This window comes from Pseudoalteromonas atlantica (genome assembly GCF_043641955.1).
Taxonomy (GTDB): Bacteria; Pseudomonadota; Gammaproteobacteria; order Enterobacterales; family Alteromonadaceae; genus Pseudoalteromonas; species Pseudoalteromonas atlantica_A.
Genome location: NZ_JBHZRV010000008.1, coordinates 219,370 through 236,343, shown reverse-complemented (window position 1 = coordinate 236,343; position 16,974 = coordinate 219,370). Strand labels below are relative to the sequence as shown.

At 40.3% G+C, this 16,974-nt stretch carries 13 protein-coding genes; 9 read left to right on the top strand and 4 right to left on the bottom strand.

Annotated features, from left to right (window positions below; all coding sequences use genetic code 11):
• The first annotated feature begins 375 nt into the window (after nt 1-375).
• From ACHUE3_RS15895 to creD, 3 genes are all read left to right on the top strand, one after another.
• A complete protein-coding gene (locus tag ACHUE3_RS15895; RefSeq protein WP_394193337.1) occupies nt 376-1,056 on the top strand; it encodes a response regulator in 681 nt (226 codons plus the stop codon).
• Nucleotides 1,043-2,527: a two-component system sensor histidine kinase CreC gene (gene creC, locus ACHUE3_RS15890; protein ID WP_394193336.1), complete on the top strand. Its 1,485-nt coding sequence runs from the start codon at nt 1,043-1,045 to the stop codon at nt 2,525-2,527. Before ACHUE3_RS15895 ends, creC begins: the two co-directional genes overlap by 14 nt.
• Nucleotides 2,528-2,604: 77 nt before the next feature.
• A complete protein-coding gene (gene creD, locus ACHUE3_RS15885) occupies nt 2,605-3,909 on the top strand; it encodes a cell envelope integrity protein CreD (protein ID WP_394193335.1) in 1,305 nt (434 codons plus the stop codon).
• A gap of 44 nt (nt 3,910-3,953) precedes the next feature.
• Here creD and ACHUE3_RS15880 read toward each other — a convergent pair whose 3' ends face one another.
• On the bottom strand, nt 3,954-5,231 hold the full coding sequence (locus tag ACHUE3_RS15880; RefSeq protein WP_394193334.1) for a LysM peptidoglycan-binding domain-containing protein: 1,278 nt from the start codon (nt 5,229-5,231) through the stop codon (nt 3,954-3,956).
• 66 nt (nt 5,232-5,297) lie between these two features.
• Entirely contained in the window at nt 5,298-6,161 is an 864-nt protein-coding gene (locus tag ACHUE3_RS15875; protein WP_394193343.1) for a LytR/AlgR family response regulator transcription factor, read from the bottom strand.
• Nucleotides 6,162-6,343: 182 nt separating this feature from the next.
• On the opposite strand from ACHUE3_RS15875, the gene ACHUE3_RS15870 reads away from it, so the two are divergent.
• On the top strand, nt 6,344-7,624 hold the full coding sequence (locus ACHUE3_RS15870) for an acyltransferase family protein (RefSeq protein WP_394193333.1): 1,281 nt from the start codon (nt 6,344-6,346) through the stop codon (nt 7,622-7,624).
• Nucleotides 7,625-7,762: 138 nt separating this feature from the next.
• Complete coding sequence (locus ACHUE3_RS15865) at nt 7,763-9,730, top strand: tetratricopeptide repeat protein (RefSeq protein WP_394193332.1); 1,968 nt, start codon at nt 7,763-7,765, stop codon at nt 9,728-9,730.
• A 48-nt stretch (nt 9,731-9,778) separates the two neighbouring features.
• Here the strand turns inward: ACHUE3_RS15865 and ACHUE3_RS15860 are convergent, their stop codons facing one another.
• Entirely contained in the window at nt 9,779-10,309 is a 531-nt protein-coding gene (locus ACHUE3_RS15860) for a sugar O-acetyltransferase (protein WP_394193331.1), read from the bottom strand.
• Nucleotides 10,309-11,211 (bottom strand): pepsin/retropepsin-like aspartic protease family protein, encoded by a 903-nt coding sequence (locus ACHUE3_RS15855; protein WP_394193330.1) that lies wholly within the window; start codon nt 11,209-11,211, stop codon nt 10,309-10,311. The genes ACHUE3_RS15860 and ACHUE3_RS15855 overlap by 1 nt, the downstream gene beginning before the upstream one ends.
• 157 nt (nt 11,212-11,368) lie before the next feature.
• On the opposite strand from ACHUE3_RS15855, the gene ACHUE3_RS15850 reads away from it, so the two are divergent.
• The 4 genes from ACHUE3_RS15850 (at nt 11,369) to ACHUE3_RS15835 (ending at nt 16,958) form a co-directional block, all read left to right on the top strand.
• Nucleotides 11,369-12,127, top strand: coding sequence for a DeoR/GlpR family DNA-binding transcription regulator (locus ACHUE3_RS15850; RefSeq protein WP_099295092.1), 759 nt, complete (start codon nt 11,369-11,371; stop codon nt 12,125-12,127).
• 113 nt (nt 12,128-12,240) lie between these two features.
• A complete protein-coding gene (glmS, locus tag ACHUE3_RS15845; protein ID WP_394193329.1) occupies nt 12,241-14,061 on the top strand; it encodes a glutamine--fructose-6-phosphate transaminase (isomerizing) in 1,821 nt (606 codons plus the stop codon).
• Between the two features lie 113 nt (nt 14,062-14,174).
• Nucleotides 14,175-15,362, top strand: coding sequence for an alpha/beta hydrolase (locus tag ACHUE3_RS15840; protein ID WP_394193328.1), 1,188 nt, complete (start codon nt 14,175-14,177; stop codon nt 15,360-15,362).
• 297 nt (nt 15,363-15,659) lie between these two features.
• Complete coding sequence (locus ACHUE3_RS15835; RefSeq protein WP_394193327.1) at nt 15,660-16,958, top strand: DEAD/DEAH box helicase; 1,299 nt, start codon at nt 15,660-15,662, stop codon at nt 16,956-16,958.
• Nucleotides 16,959-16,974: the final 16 nt, after the last annotated feature.

Genomic DNA, 16,974 nt, shown 5'->3' with positions numbered 1-16,974 from the left:
AGCGCCGATGATAGTGTAGCATTTGTTATGTGAAAGTAGGTCATCGCCAGGCTCCAAATACAAGAAAGCCCGACTCGTTGAGTCGGGCTTTTTTACGTCTGTAGGAAAGTGAAATAGTAAGCGAGTTAGCGAGAGTAAAGCTAGCGAGTTGCAAAGCGTGAACCTGACCACCGTAGCGTGTAGCGTGGGTTGAGTATCACGAAACCCACGGAAAAAAGCACGTCACTAGCACCTCAGAGCCCTGTGAAGCTTTATTAAAGAAATACGTACGTATTTCTTTTCACCCAGCGAGTATCCTTCTAAACAATATTGACTGCTTTAATACTTACTGTAACCTTAATGTGTTTATTCGGTTGTAGTAAAGGAGCTAGTTGCATGACAACTGCACAGGTTGTGATCATTGAAGACGAAAAAGCAATTGCAGATACCTTGATTCACACACTAGAGATGGATGGCTTTAACGTAGCTTGGTACGATACTGCAGGGGCTGGGCTTAGTCATATTAAATCATCCCATGTAGACTTGTTGATCTTAGATGTTGGCTTACCCGATGCAAATGGCTTTGAATTATGTAAGCAGATCCGAGAGTTTTCCTCTTTACCAATAATTTTCTTAACCGCACGTAATGATGAGATTGATCGTGTTGTTGGGCTAGAGATTGGGGCCGATGACTACGTAACAAAACCGTTTAGTCCTCGGGAAATGCTTGCCCGCGTTAAACTGCGATTAAAACCTTACGCGATTAGAGAAACACAAAGTAATACTTCTACAGAAAAATCAGGTCTGTACAGTAATAACTTTGATTACTACTTTAATAACACTGCATTAAATTTAACGGCTCTTGAGTTTAAATTGCTTGATAAGCTCGTGTTATCACCTAAGCAGGTATTCTCTCGGGAGCAACTGTTATCATCTGCACAACAATGCCAAGACAGTATCTATAGCCGCAATGTAGATAGTCATATCAAAGCCATTAGAAATAAACTGCGTTGTGTGTGTGATCAACCTGTGATTCATACAAAGCGTGGATTTGGTTATTATTATGAGCCTATTTAACCACTCAACACGTTCATTAGCTCGCCTTAAACGTTGGCCAAAAATTCCGCTTGGCCTTAGATTGTTTTTGCTCTATTTTATACTCGTGATATTAACCACTTACTTTGTAAGTTCAACGGTTATGCGTGAGGTTAAGCCTACAGTTCGTCAAGTCACAGAAGAAACCTTGGTTGATATGGCTAATTTACTGGCTGTGATGGCGCGAGATGATTTAGCCAAGGGCACATTGTCACAACAAAGCAGCTTTGCAACAGTCATTAACTCTTACGGCAGCAGGCAACCAAATGCAAATATCTGGGGAGTAGACAAACCAACTACGAATCATCGTATTTATATCACAGATGCAGCGGGTATCGTGGTTGTTGATTCTTGGCAACAAGATATAGGTAAAGATTTTTCACAGTGGAATGATGTTTATCTCACATTACGTGGAGAGTACGGTGCTCGCTCAACCGCTACTGATCAAGATGATCCTCTTTCAACAGTCATGCATGTAGCAGCGCCCATAATCGATAAAGGCAATATTATTGGCTCCGTGACTGTTGCTAAGCCTAATCGCTCAGTACAACCTTTTATAAATATGTCTAAATATCGTGTATTAAATTGGTTAGTTGTCATGAGTATTTTGGCATTAATGGTTGGGGCGTTAATCGCGTGGCGAATTAACGGTGCTTTATATAAGTTAGCTAACTATGCCGATAAATTAGGGCGGGGAGAAAAAGCATCTAAGCCAAGGTTTAGGGTTTTTTATGAATATAGTTTGTTGAGTGATGCGCTCGAAAAGATGCGTAATCAATTGGACGGTAAGCGTTATGTTGAAAACTATGTGCAAACGCTTACTCATGAATTAAAAAGCCCTTTATCTGCAATTAAAGGCGCGAGTGAGATTTTACAATCTCCTTTAACTACTGACAAACAACAGTTATTTGCACACAATATAGAATCTGAAACGATTCGAATGCAGCAGTTGATTGATAAGTTACTTGCATTAACTCGGTTGGAGCAGCTTCCAGAGCTTGAACAGCAAAAAGTAATTTTTATTCGCCCTTTATTTGAAGCGATTAAAGATTCTTTTATCGCCAAAATCTCAACACAAAAAGTGCAAGTCAAACTTCAATGCGATCCTATGAGCCAGTGCTTAGGCGATGCCTTTTTAATACAACAATCGTTTTACAATGTAGTTGATAACGCATTGGATTTTATAAATGAGAGCGGTGAAATCCATATTCATGTAACTCAAGAATTGTCGTTTGTTGATATTTATATCGAGAATACGGGGCCATTTATCCCAGGCTATGCACTTGAACGCATCACAGAGCGCTTTTACTCACTCCCCAGAGCTAATGGTAAAAAAAGTACTGGGTTAGGTTTAAACTTTGTTGAGCAAGTTGTTAAGTTACATAAAGGGAAACTCAGTATAGAAAATACTAAAAATGGCGTCCGTGTTCATATATGTATACCTACTCCATAAAAGCTCCATACAAGCACCTCAGTAACTCCATGTAGCTTCGTTACTCTGTGTATATGTAATACATGGAGCGCAAAGCAATGAAACAAAGAATAGAAACTAAACTCATCATAATAATAGGGCTAATTGTGTTGTTATTAATCCCTATTTTTATGATCCAAAACCTCATCGATGAACGAGCTGAGCTACAGCAGCAAGTACAGGCTGATATAGCAAAAAGCAGCAGTGATGAGCAGCAAGTTATTGGCCCGTTTATTCATGCTCAATACGTAGAAACCGTCACGATTGAAGGTAAAACGAGCGAAAAGTTAATGAATATTACACTTTTACCAGACTCACTTAATGTCACTAGTAACTTATCAACATTTGAAAAGTACCGTGGTATTTATAAAGCCTTGTTGTACCGTTCAAAAAACCAATTGGAAGGGCGGTTTAAAACAAGTGAATTAGCAGTTTTAGCCGATAAAAAAATCAAACGGCTTAACCTCATTTTGGCTATTGCCGATATTCGAGGGATAGGGCAAGGGTCACAAATAAATATTAACGATCTTGAATATGAGCTACTACCTGGTACCCAGCTCAACCAGTTACCAGAAGGGGTTCGTATAGCGCTTGATTATGACACCATCCGCGAAAGTGAGGTATTACCGTACCGAATTGATTTAAACCTACAAGGTATGCGTAAGCTAGCATTTGCACCGGTTGGCAAAAACAGCTCGCTGACAATGCAAGCAGATTGGCCTCATCCAAGTTTTGTTGGGGACTACCTACCGATAGACTCAACAATTTCAGCTGAAGGCTTTTCTGCTAATTGGCAAACGAATTACTTTGCCACTAATCTGCAAGAGCTATTTAATCAGTGTTTATTTCGTAATGATTGCACTTTGTTCAAACAGCGCAGTATGGGGGTTAACTTAGTCGATAGTGTTAATCACTATCTTAAAAATTATCGAGCGAGTAATTATGCCGTCTTGGTTATTGTGCTTATTTTTGCAAGTTTCTTTTTACTCGAGGTGCTGCGTGATGAACCAATACACCCTGTTCAATATGGTTTTGTAGGCCTTGCTTTGGCGGTATTTTATTTACTGCTGATTTCACTGAGTGAGCATGTAGGTTTTAATATTGCGTATTTATTATCTGCGCTTGCATCAGCCGCCTTATTAAGTATTTATGTTGCGGGTATGCTTAAAAATAGCAAGCACGGCGGGTTATTCTTATGTGGTGTGTTATTTCTTTATAGTCTTTTATACGGCTTACTCAGTGCTGAAGATTACGCATTATTAATGGGTAGTGTGTTGGTGTTTGTAGTGCTTAGTTTAATTATGATGTTAACGCGCAGAATCAACTGGTACGGCAATCATTCGCAAGACGATGAAACAAGCTAACACTATTAAAAGAAAGGGCTGAGAGTTGCCTCAGCCCTGTTAACTCAGCTATTTGATAAAAATACAGTGAGCTTTTCACCTATTTGCAAACGATCTCGCGATAGGTTATTCCATTGTTTTAATTTAGTAATACTGACATTGTAGCGCTTTGCTATCTTCCATAAGCTTTCGCCTGATTTTACTAAATGTTCAACCTCTTGATCTGCCAGCATCGGTAATATTAATTTTTTACCAGCGCGGATGCGGTCAGTCTTTAAATTATTAAACGCTTTTAGTTGCTTTACACTGACTGCATAACGCTTTGCAATCACGCTTAAGCTATCTCCTGATTGAATAGTGTAATGCTGCCATTGGCTATAATCGTTTTCTTTTTGATTAGCCAACATACCCTTGAATTCAGCTTGTTTACTCGCTGGCACAACAATGTGAGGTGCATCAATAATCGCAGGGAAACGGATAACGCCATAGTTTAATGCCTCTAACGATTGCCATTCTTCTTGGTTATCTAAAATAACTGCACCTGAGACCGGCAAGGCTACAATGGCTTGTTGATTATTAATCGCTGGGAAAGTCATTTTATTGCTTTTTAAAAGCTGTGCAGCAGCAAGTAATTTAGGCACGTATTGGCTGGTTTGCTTAGGTAGTTTTAAGCTAAAAAAGTCGGTAGGCTTACCTTGTTTTTTGTTATTTCTGATGGCTCTTTTTACACGGCCTTCACCTACGTTATAAGCCGCAATTACATGATACCAATCGCCATCAAAGCGCTTGTGTAAATATTCCATAAAATCCAGTGCAGCTCGGGTACTGTCTATTACGTCTTGGCGTCCGTCATACCAAGGTGATATTTGTACGTTAAAATACTTAGCAATAGCAGGTGTGAGTTGCCATAAGCCAGAGGCATGTTTATGCGAGTACGCACTGGCATCAAAGTCACTTTCAATCAACGGCATTAATGCCAGCTCAATGGGCAGCCCGCGTTTTTCAACTTCACTAACAATATGGTAAAGGTAAGGCTCAGCACGGCGGCTAATTTCATCCATGTAATTTGGATGCGTTAAATACCAGGCAATACGCTTTTGCACAGCAGGGTGGCTAGAATTAGCAAATGACAGCTGTGCCCTAATACGTTGCCACACATCGTCTAGCGCTTGTGGGCTAATTGGCACAATGTGCTCCACAACCTCTTTGGGCTCATTTTTTACAACAGAGCTTGGAAGCGTTATGGTTGTTTCAGGCTCTGGTGTTGGCGCTTTGAGTGTGGTTTCACAGCCAGATAAAATAATAACCAGCGGAAGAATGCGGATAAATCGATTTACAAACACGTACTAAACTACTCCAAAAATACAAATGCAGCTAAATTAAAGCCTTTTAGCTTAACACAGGGTGAGCTAAAAATGACTTGTAGTTGAATTTAAATACTTTTTAAATGATTCTTTATAACGGCGAGAAAGTGTAAGTACTTTCCCTGTTATTAGCCTTACTTCACTATCGCCGCAGGGCAAAGGTGTTATCGATTCAACCGTATCTAAGCGAATAGCATATGAGCGATGAATGCGGCAGAACCCCTGTTGTTCAAGCTGTTCACTCAATTGAGTCATAGTAGCGCGTAATGGGTAAATTCGCTCGCCTATGTGTAAATTCACATAATTACCACTGGATTCAAGCCAGTCTATATGTGCTACTTGTATAATAAACTCTTTACCTAATTTCTTAACAAGTAGTCGATCTAAATTAGCGTTTTGAGGTGTGTCTTCACCTTGTGAAATAGGGGCGGCTTCCCCTGTTAATTGGCTCACAATATATTGATAGGTTTTAATAACGACAATTAAAAATAAAAACCCCCATAAGTCTTTACGATATTCATAAAGTAGCTCAAACCACACCAACCCAAAGTCATACTGCATACCTTGTATGATGTAAATGAGTTTGCGAATAGCGACCATGATCCCTACATGCAATAACGAAAAAATAACGCTCGCGAATAAGTAAATGAGTAATGAGCGGGGGATTTTTTGCCAATTAAAAGGCTGGGTTTTTAATAGCCAAACTAAAGCGGGAAAAAGCAGTAAAGTACCAATAGCGCTTGAATACTCCCATACAAACGGCTCCCAAAGCATAAAAGTAAGTGGACCATCACGCTGGGCTTCCATAATGTTTGAGCTGGCATTTATAGTGTTGTTTATAAAAATATAACTACATAAAAATAAAGCAGCGTACCAAGTTTGGTGGCGTTGAAAGTGCGATAAAGTGATCATTATTATTGTTACTCTTTAAAAGGCCGTAATTAGACTAGCAAGAGAGTGATAGATCACCAAGTTTATCATCCCTGATATCCACCGTTTATCCCTACTGGCTGTTTTATCAGCCTTTTGTGATTGTTTAACGCAGTGTGTTGTTCATAGTTACTATTAATTAGTCATAAGCTAAATCTAACATGAACCTTAAATTAGTAATTAAAAACACAACACGTATGCTATTAAAGCCATGGTTAAATGCGTTTAACCAAGCCGAAGAATTACCACCGCGCTGTTATGATTTAGATTGGCTAAGAGTACTTGCCTTTGGCTTATTAATTTTTTATCACATAGGTATGCTATACAGTGAAAATTGGGGTTTTCATTTTAAAAGCCAGTACTTATCCAGCAGCATTGAAAATATCATGCTCTTATTATCACCTTGGCGGATGGGGCTAATTTGGTTTATTTCAGGTGTGGCGCTGCGCTTTATTGTTGCGCGTTTTAACCTAGGTATGTTTTTAACTACGCGCAGTGTAAAAATATTACTGCCTTTATTGTTTGGCATTTGGTTTATAGTGCCTATTCAGCTTTATGCGCAAATGAGCCAAGAGGTTGGTTTATCTATGAGCTTTTGGCAGTTTTATAGCCAGTTTTTTGATTTAACCAATCCTTTATTTGAAAAATACCAAGCAGGTATTTGGCCACATGTTGATGTAAATCACCTGTGGTATTTACGTTCCTTATGGCAATTTACTTTATTGCTGGTGTTAGTGCTTCCGCTGCTTCATCACGCTACTGCGCAAGCAATTATCACGCGTTTATGTAATCGATCCTTATTTACTGTTTTCATCACCTTGTTATTGCCGCTGTGTATTTTAAAGTTGAGCTGGCCAAGCGATACATTCAGATACCCCATGGGCGCGCTGTTTTTACTATACGGTTACTTGCTTGCGTGGCAGCCTGCATTTTTCAGTCAGCTACTTCGCCATTGGCGAGTGTTACTCGGTGCATTTATTGTTGGTTATTTGCTTGTGGTAGTGGGTTATCACATGATTTGGCTAAACCCTGCTGCCAGCCAATGGCAAATTACTAGTATTGATATGCTATATACTGCGCAACGATTAGTCGGCGTGTTATTAATGCTGGCATTAACAAAACGTTTTTTGAATCACGATCACCCTAAACTGGCTTTATTAAACGGTGCAGTATTCCCTTTTTATCTATTACATCAAAGTGTAATTATTGGTCTTGCGTTTTATTTGTCAAAACTTCAATTGGGTGGTTTTGTGGAGCCATTGCTTATACTGAGCCTCACTTTCATTATTTGTTGGCTGGTATTTATTGTTGCGCGCCGTGTCGACCTATTAAGCCCATTGCTAGGGATTAAAGTCACAGGGAAATATAAAGCATGGCAAGTTAAAGCAGGCTTTGGTTGTGGGCTAATATTAGTAAGCCCGCTGATCTTTAGATTGATTTAGCATCAAAAATATAATTTAGAATATTTTTTAAATGGTTGGTTTTAGGTGGTATGTGCTACAAAACTCGGTTAGATTAAAAGATTACTCTGTGGTTATAACTACAACCTTGGCAAAGCAAACTTATTTTAGGGATGATTGATGCGTTTTTTCTTACTGCTTGTTTTTTTATGGGGCTTGCCTAGCGTAGCTTTTGCTACAACAGCACCTAATTCAACGCCTGTAAATTCTGCTCCGATTATAGCTAATACGCAAAATAGCCAAGATTTGATGTATCAGCAACTATTTAGTATGCAAAGCCAGCTTGTTCGACTAGATGAAAAGCTACAGCAACAAAAATCACTCGGTAATGATATTAAGACCTTAGAAGCGGCGCAGCAAGCACTCAAAGTTCAACTTGCTAACTTACAAACTAAACTCGACGCGCAAAAGAATCTACAAGCTAATAAATTTATTGGTTTTAGTGGGCGAATTGGTGATTTAAAAGACTCAATAAATTGGTGGTTTTCTATATTAACGATTTTTCTCGCATTGGGCGGTTTACTTATTTATAAGCTAAGTAGAAAAGAAGCAGAAAATGTAGCGCATCAACAGATGGAAGGCTTTATTAGCAGTAATGCGGATAAAATTTTAGCCAATGCGCAAGTTTCTTTGGAAAAGCAATTAGGTGAGGCTAATACATCTGTTGAATATTTAAAGAAATATATCGATGAAGCCCATCAGATTATCGAAGAGAAGAGAAAAGAAGTTGAAGCAGCGGCTGACGATGTGCAAAGGTCTATTGCAGAGAAACAAGAGCCAAATCCTGAATCATTAAGAATATTAGAAAATAGCACTAATAAAATAAGTAAAGGGCATACAACAGCGCGTGAATACTTAAACCTAGCAAGTGTTGGCTATGGGAAAAATAACTATAAAGAGGCTCTAAAATATCTAAATTTAGCTATTAATACTTTGAAAGAGAGTGAAAAACAAACTCGATTTCATGCACAGCTGTTATGGAATACAGCTATTGCCCATTCTATGTTGCATGATGTAAATGCTGAACTTAAAGCTTATGATGGGTTAATACAAAACTTTAAAAGTATGCATAATGAAGAAAGTTGGAGTTTTGTTGCAAGAGCGATGTTACACCAAGGTGTCGTTTATGCTAAGCAAGAAAAGTTTGAAGACGCACTCGCCAGCTATGCGGCTTTGATTGAGCGGTTCAAAGACTCATCGAATGAAGAGATTCAAATTCAGGTGGCTAGGGCGATGGCTAACCAAGGTTTTGCTTATGGTCAGCAAGAAAAGTTTGAAGACGCACTCGCCAGCTATGCGGCTTTGATTGAGCGGTTCAAAGACTCATCGAATGAAGAGCTTCAAATTCGGGTGGCTAAAGCGATGGGTAACCAAGGTGTTGCTTATAGTAAGCAAGACAAACTTGAGGATGCACTCAACAGCTACGCAACCTTGATTGAGCAGTTTAAAGACTCATCGAATGAAGAGCTTCAACTTCAAGTGGTTAACGCGATGGCTAACCAAGGTGTTGCTTATGGTCAGCAAGGCAAGTATGAGGATGCACTCAGCAGCTTCGCAACCTTGATTGAGCAGTTCAAAGACTCATCGAATGAAGAGATTCAACTTCAAGTGGCTAACGCGATGGGTGACCAAGGCGTTACTTATGGTCAGCAAGGCAAGTTTGATGATGCACTCAGCAGCTTCGCAACTTTGATTGAGCAGTTCAAAGGTTCATCGAATGAAGAGATTCAAAAAACTATAGCTAATTCAAGAGCAAATATAGCTGAACAGGCTTTACTTTATGAAGCGCCAGAACAAGTCCTTACTCGTGTTGCAGAGGCTGAAAAATACTCAGAGAACCCACAGATCTTAGCCGTAATGCAGTTTATTCGCTTTCTACTTGACAATAAAACGATTGAGGAGGTGTTTACTGCTTTAAACGCAATCCCAACGGAAATGACATTAGCCTGGGGCTTTAGAGAGATTAAAGATTACCTAACCGATAATTTTGAAGGTACAAAGCAACAACAGATTCAAGCTGTTGTGCAGTATTTTGAGCAACATAAAGATATTGAGCGATTAAGGGTTGAATTAGGAATTAAAGGCTAGCTCAATACAAGTTAACTATCGCCGTAAATGACGACCTACAATATGCAATTAAATATCTTTGATTTTTATCGCGGGGTTACCGACAACAACAGTGTTCGCAGCCACACTTTTAGTTACTACTGACCCTGCGCCCACAACAGCGTTATCGCCAATGGTAACACCAGCCAAAATAATAACTCCCGCGCCAATCCACACGTTATTGCCGATTGTAATTGGTGCTGCAAAGTTTTCTTTGTTGAGCCGCTCTGTGGGGTTAACCGCATGAGAGACTGCCAGTAGCTGAACATTCGGGCCGATTAAACAATCGTCGCCAATGCTTATCGCACCTTCATTAATTGGAGCATCTAGCACAGTGCAGTTAATGTTTATAAAAGTACGATCACCAATTTTTATTTGTGAGCCATAGTCACAATGAAAGCCAGCTTCAATAATGACGCCCGAGCCGGAGTTAGCAAACAGTCCTGTTATGCGTTTTAAGTTGCCTTTACTTGGGCTTTTATTAAATAAACGGCATATTTCATGGGTGGCTTTGCGTGACTCGCGGGTACTTTTATCTAAGCTGTTAAATTGTGTGTTCATTATGACTCTTCAGGTAAACCGATGTGGGCGTGACCACGCTTGTAATCAATAGTAACTAAAAAATGTTTTAACACATCGTAACCAATAAGGCCTTCTACATTTCGACCTTTAATACGTGTGTTTGTTGCTTCAAACTGGCTTTTAAGGTTTGCTGTTTCACCTTCGTCGGGAATGCTAACGTGTACATTTTCCATTTCAAAAGGGCCAAACTTTAACCAAGGAATACGAAAGTTTTCAGTAATAGCGCTGGTGGTTGCACCTCTGCTAACTTGAGATTCACGCTCAATATTTTCAATCCAACCCATTCTGCGGGCTACGTTACGGTTAACTATTATTCCGCCATTGTTGCCGGTATCAAGGATTAACCAAATTGATTTACCTTCACTTAGCTCAACTTCAACAATAGGCATTCCAGAGCCTTTTTGTTTTTCCATCTTGATGTTTTTTATTTTACCCAAGTCCAAAGCATCATGAGTGACCAAGCGCATTTTTTGATTTGGGTAATCAAGTTGCATTATAAACTGTCGGAAAAAGCCAGCACCAAATAGCAGCGAGTTTTCATGATGACCTAGGTTTATTTCTACCGCATCATTAATCGTGGTCTCCATACCAAATAAATCGATAGGCACGTTATTATAAGTGGTTTTATCTTCAATACCGTACACCCCGCGTACTCGTGTTTTGCCCCCTTTATCAAGGTTGAGCTCATTCTTACTAATAAAGCGAGGATTAATACCATTTAATTGGGCGCCGGTATCTAGAATAGCCTTACTTGGAACGCCTGATACGGTGGTGGGAACTTTTATGTGACCATTTTCTAACGTGAAATCTAGCCAGGGTGTGACGCCTGCCAATACCGATGAACTAACGATGCCTAAGCACAGTGTAAGTAATAGTTTCATTATTATTCCTTTAACTTATTGTTTTTTATTGTTGTTATTTAACTATTGTGCAGGAAATTAAAATAACGTGCAAGATTAAAAATTGTCCATATACAAATGCATTTGTTTCGTTTAAAATCTCGCTTCTTTCGAAACGAAACTTACGATTAGGTATTTAATGACCAAACGAAACACTCAACAGCGTAGGCACACCATTCTAAGCCAAGTAAATGAACAAGGCGAAGTGAGTGTAGAGGTACTGGCTGAGCAGTTTCAAACGTCTGAAGTAACTATTCGAAAAGATTTAACAGCGCTTGAGAAAAGTGGTTTATTACTTCGCCGCTATGGTGGTGCTATTGCATTACCGCAAGAAATCGTTGCAAATAGCGATTCGCTTCGCAAAATGGCAATCGCCCAAGCAGCAGCAAGCCTCATTAAAGATCACAACCGCATCATTATAGACAGTGGTCGCACAACGGCTGCGATGATCCCTGAGCTGGCTAAAAAACGCGGATTAGTGGTCATGACTAACGCAATCAATGTAGCTAACCGTTTGCTTTCACTAGAAAATGAACCAACATTATTGATGACCGGAGGGACGTGGGATCCTCATTCTGAGTCGTTCCAAGGCCAAGTAGCGGAGAACGTTTTACGCTCTTACGACTTCGACCAGCTTTTTATTGGCGCTGATGGCATTGATGTTGAAAGAGGAACTACCACCTTTAATGAGTTAGTAGGCCTAAGCCAAGTAATGGCTGAAGCTGCTCGTGAGGTAATCGTGCTGGTTGAGTCTGAAAAAATTGGACGTCGAATACCTAATTTAGAACTACCTTGGCAAAGTGTAACAACACTTATCACCGACAGTGGCCTTGCGCTTGATACACGTAAGGCACTTGAAGCATGCGGTGTAAAGTTAGTTTGTGCCGAGGTTGAATAGCAATTTTCAATTTAGTTAAAAGTAAACCGACAACATTTGCTTTTATCTTGTAATCATTATGACAACACATACGGCCTAAAATTTAATTTTGGCACGTGCAAATGGAGAATATTATGTGTGGAATCGTTGGGGCAGTTGCAGAACGTCCAGTAAATAAAATTTTAGTAGAAGGTTTAAAGCGCCTTGAGTACCGTGGTTACGACTCAGCAGGTGTAGCACTTTTAGAAGGCAACACGCTGAACACCGTAAAAGCGGTTGGTAAAGTAGCTAACCTTGATAGCGCCCTTGAAAATGCCGGTGTAAAAGGCACTACCGGTATTGCACATACGCGTTGGGCAACCCATGGCGGCGTAACTGAAGCAAATGCGCACCCGCACATTTCAAACAGCGAAATTGCCTTAGTACATAACGGTATTATTGAAAACCATGCGAGCCTGCGTGAAGCGCTTAAAGGCGACGGATATGAGTTTTTATCAGATACTGATACCGAAGTAATGGTGCATTTAATTCATCAGCTTCGCCAACAGCACACAACTTTATTAGCGGCAGTGCAAGCGGCTGTGAAACAGTTTGAAGGTGCTTTTGGTACAGTGGTATTTGATAAAGCTAACGATAACGAAATTATCGTGGCTCGTTCAGGCAGCCCGCTAGTAATTGGTTTAGGCCTTGGTGAAAACTTTATTGCCTCTGATCAGTTAGCGTTATTACCAGTAACACGCAGCTTTATTTACCTTGAAGAAGGCGATGTAGCACGTATTACTCGTGACAGTGTAGAAATCTTTGATGCAAACGGTAACGCTGTTGAGCGTGAAGTGATTGAATCAAACATCACGCAAGATGCATCAGGTAAAGGTGAATACCGCCACTACATGCTAAAAGAAATTTATGAGCAGCCACTTGCTGTACGTAATACATTAGACGGGCGTTTAAATGACGACCGCGTTGCTATTGATGCTTTTGGCGACAGTGCACAGCAAATTTTTAAAGACGTAAAACACGTACAAATTATTGCCTGTGGTACTTCGTATCACTCAGGTATGGTTGCTCGCTACTGGCTTGAGCAATTTGCTGGTGTGAGCTGCAATGTTGAGATTGCCTCTGAATTTAGATACCGCCAATCGTTCGTACACGAAAATAGCCTACTTGTGACAATTTCACAATCAGGTGAAACAGCCGATACATTAGCTGCACTTCGTTTAGCGAAAGAGCAAGGTTATATGGCCTCAATGACCATTTGTAACGTGCCAGGTTCATCACTTGTGCGTGAATCTGACTTAGCTTTTATGACCAAAGCGGGCGCTGAAATTGGTGTTGCGTCTACTAAAGCATTTACCACACAATTAGTTGGTTTGTTAATGCTTACTGCGTCTGTAGCGCAAGAAAAAGGCTTAGATCAAAGCGTGATTGTTAACGCGATTAAAACGCTGCCAAACAAATTAGAAGAAGCGTTATTGCTAGCTGATGGCATCGAAGATTTAGCTGAAGAGTTTGCTGATAAGCATCACTCACTATTTTTAGGCCGCGGCTCACAATACCCAATCGCGATGGAAGGCGCGCTTAAACTTAAAGAGATTTCATACATCCACGCTGAAGCATATGCAGCTGGTGAACTTAAACACGGTCCATTAGCGCTTATTGACGCTGACATGCCAATTATTGTTGTAGCACCAAACAATGAATTGCTTGAAAAGCTTAAATCAAACGTAGAAGAAGTCCGTGCGCGCGGCGGTATTATCTATGTATTCGCTGACAAAGATTCACACTTTGAGTCAGACGACACAATGCGTGTAATTAACGTAAACCACGTAGATGACGTGATTGCCCCTGTGGTATATACAATTCCATTACAGTTACTGTCGTACTACGTAGCGGTAATTAAAGGCACAGACGTTGACCAACCACGTAACCTAGCGAAATCGGTTACTGTTGAGTAAAATCAACAGGTTGGTAAATCCAGAATAAAAATTAAAAAGGCGCTCAATGCGCCTTTTTTTATGCCTGAAACTCTGTTAGCTTAAGTAACTCATTATTCTCTAAGGGATTAGTTATGCGTTTATTTGCTGTGCTGTGTTTTATTATCTTTAGTATTTTTAGTTCACAAAGTGCCTTTGCACAATCTGGCACTAAACAGCAAAGTGCTGATTACTCTGTGCACACACATACATTTAAGTCGGCTGTTTTAAATGAAGAACGCACCGTTGTCGTTCAATTGCCTAAAAGCTACCAAGCTGAGTCCGATAAAGTTTATCCGGTAATATATCGCTTAGATGGTGAGGGTAATATACCGCTTGCCAGTGCTGTCATTGAGCGTTTACAAAATGATAATCGTGCGCCTGAGGTTATTATTGTCGCTATTGAAAACACTAATCGACTCCGAGATTTTTATCCTACAGTGAATAAAGAGCCGCAGGGTCCTGTCGGTGAAGGGGGCGGCGCGGCAAAGTTTTTAGCGTTCTTTGAACAAGAACTTATTCCTTTAGTAAATAAAAACTATCGTACGCATAATTATAAAGTGATTGCTGGCGCATCTGCTGGTGGTGTATTTGCGCTATACGCGTTGCAAGCCAAACCTGAGTTATTCCAAGCGCACATTGCTTATAGTCCTGCGGTATGGTGGAACTATGGCGCGTCAGTAAAAAGCACAAAATCGTTTATCGCTAAAAACAAAGAGCTTAATAGTTACGTTTATATGAATATCGGCGAAGAAGCCGGCATAATGCGTGAAAGGTACGATGAATTACAGCAATCACTACAATCGTATAAAGTACGAGGGTTACGCTTTTTTAGTGATGCGTTTGATGGCATCTCGCATAACTTAACTTCTGCTGCTGGCGCATTTAATGCTTATTACCACTTATTTTTACCTAAACAAATGCCCATAAGTGCTTTAACTGACGAGGTAGCCTCTATTAATACATACTACAAAACTTTGTCTCAGCAATGGGGTGAGCAGGTATCTCCACCCGATCGTGCTGTTAGATTACTTGGTTACAACCTAACGGACAGCAAGCAGTTTACCCGCGCTATAGAGGTGTTTAAGTACAATATAAAAAACTACCCAAAATCAGTTGATGCGCTTTCAGCCTTGTCCTACGGTTATGAAATGCAAGGTGATACTCGTCAAGCACTTGCACAAATGGAATCTGCTTTAGCAATCGCAGATGATTCATACCCTTATATAAATTACCTAAAAGAAACAAAAGCTAGGCTGCAAGCAGAACTAAGTAAGCGCTAATAATATTGCCAACTTAGTTGTTGGCTTTTTATGAATGCCTCGATAGGCTTGAAACACTGACACTGACACTGACACTGGCACTGACACTCTAATTCACTTGTGTTTCTATGAGGGGACAAGGTTCTGTAACTATAATTACTAAAATTCGGCAAAAAGCAATATCACAAATTAGCTCGTAACTTGTAGCTCGAAATTCGTGACTGTTAACTAAACCACATAAAAATCACTAATCCCTACTTAACGGGCAATAAATACGCTAAAATTGCAGGCTATTTTTAGTAATGAGCCGCACTTTTTATGACCTCAGCCGCAAACCCTAGTAATTTCAACGAACTTGGCCTTATTCCAGAGCTAATTGCTCGATTGTCTGATCTTGAATACACGCAACCTACGTCGATTCAGGCTAAAGCAATTCCAAGTATCTTGGCGGGAAGTGACTTAATTGCTGGGGCGAATACCGGCTCAGGTAAAACAGCAACGTTTGCATTACCTATGTTGCAAAAAGCTTTCCTAGAGCAGGGCGCTAAAAGTACTGCAAGTAAGGGTAACTTTGTAACAGGGCTTATTTTAGTGCCGACTCGTGAGCTTGCTACGCAAGTGGCCGATAGAGTTAAATCATACTCTGCAAACTTTAATGGCGCGATTAAAACAGTAGCTGTGTTTGGTGGTGTGTCGGTTAATACCCAAATGCAGGCACTTCGTGGTGGCGCTGATATTATTGTGGCAACACCAGGTCGTTTACTTGATTTAATCTCAAGCAATGCGATTAAGCTAGATAATGTAACCACGCTTGTGCTTGATGAAGCTGACCGTATGCTAAGCCTTGGCTTTACTGAAGAACTTGCTGAGCTATTAGCGTTAATGCCTGCTAAAAAACAAACTATGTTGTTCTCAGCGACCTTTCCTGAGCAAGTAACACAATTAACGCAAGAGCTGCTAAATAATCCAGTTGAAATACAAGTACAAAACAAAGAAGAGAGCACACTTGTACAGCGCGTGTTTAGTGTTAACAAAGGCGAGAAAACCACGGTTTTAGCGCATTTAATTAAAACTCATAAATGGCGCCAAGCACTGATTTTTGTGAACGCCAAAAAAGACTGTGAGCACTTAGCCAGCAAACTTGAAAAACGCGGTGTGAACGCGCAAGTATTCCACGGCGATAAAGGCCAAAGTGAACGAACTCGCGTAATAGAAAAATTTAAAGCGGGTGAGATTGAAGTGCTTATTGCAACCGATATTGCCGCCCGTGGTTTAGATATTGAAAAGCTGCCAGTGGTAATAAACTTTAACCTACCACGCAGCCCCGCTGATTACATGCACCGTATTGGCCGAAGTGGCCGTGCTGGTGAAGTAGGTTTAGCGTTATCACTAATTGATTACGAAGACTTTCATCACTTTAGAATCATCGAGAAGAAAAACAAACTACGTTTAGAGCGCGAAGAGGTTACAGGCTTTGCTGTAAACCAAGCCAACCTTGATGCCGCCGAGGCGCTTAAAAACGACAAGCCAATGGCTAAGCCTGAAGGCACCGGTAAGAAAAAGAACAAGAAGAAAGACGATATTGAAGATGTATGGAGTAGCTGGCGTCGTAAGTAGAACTACTTTTTAATGG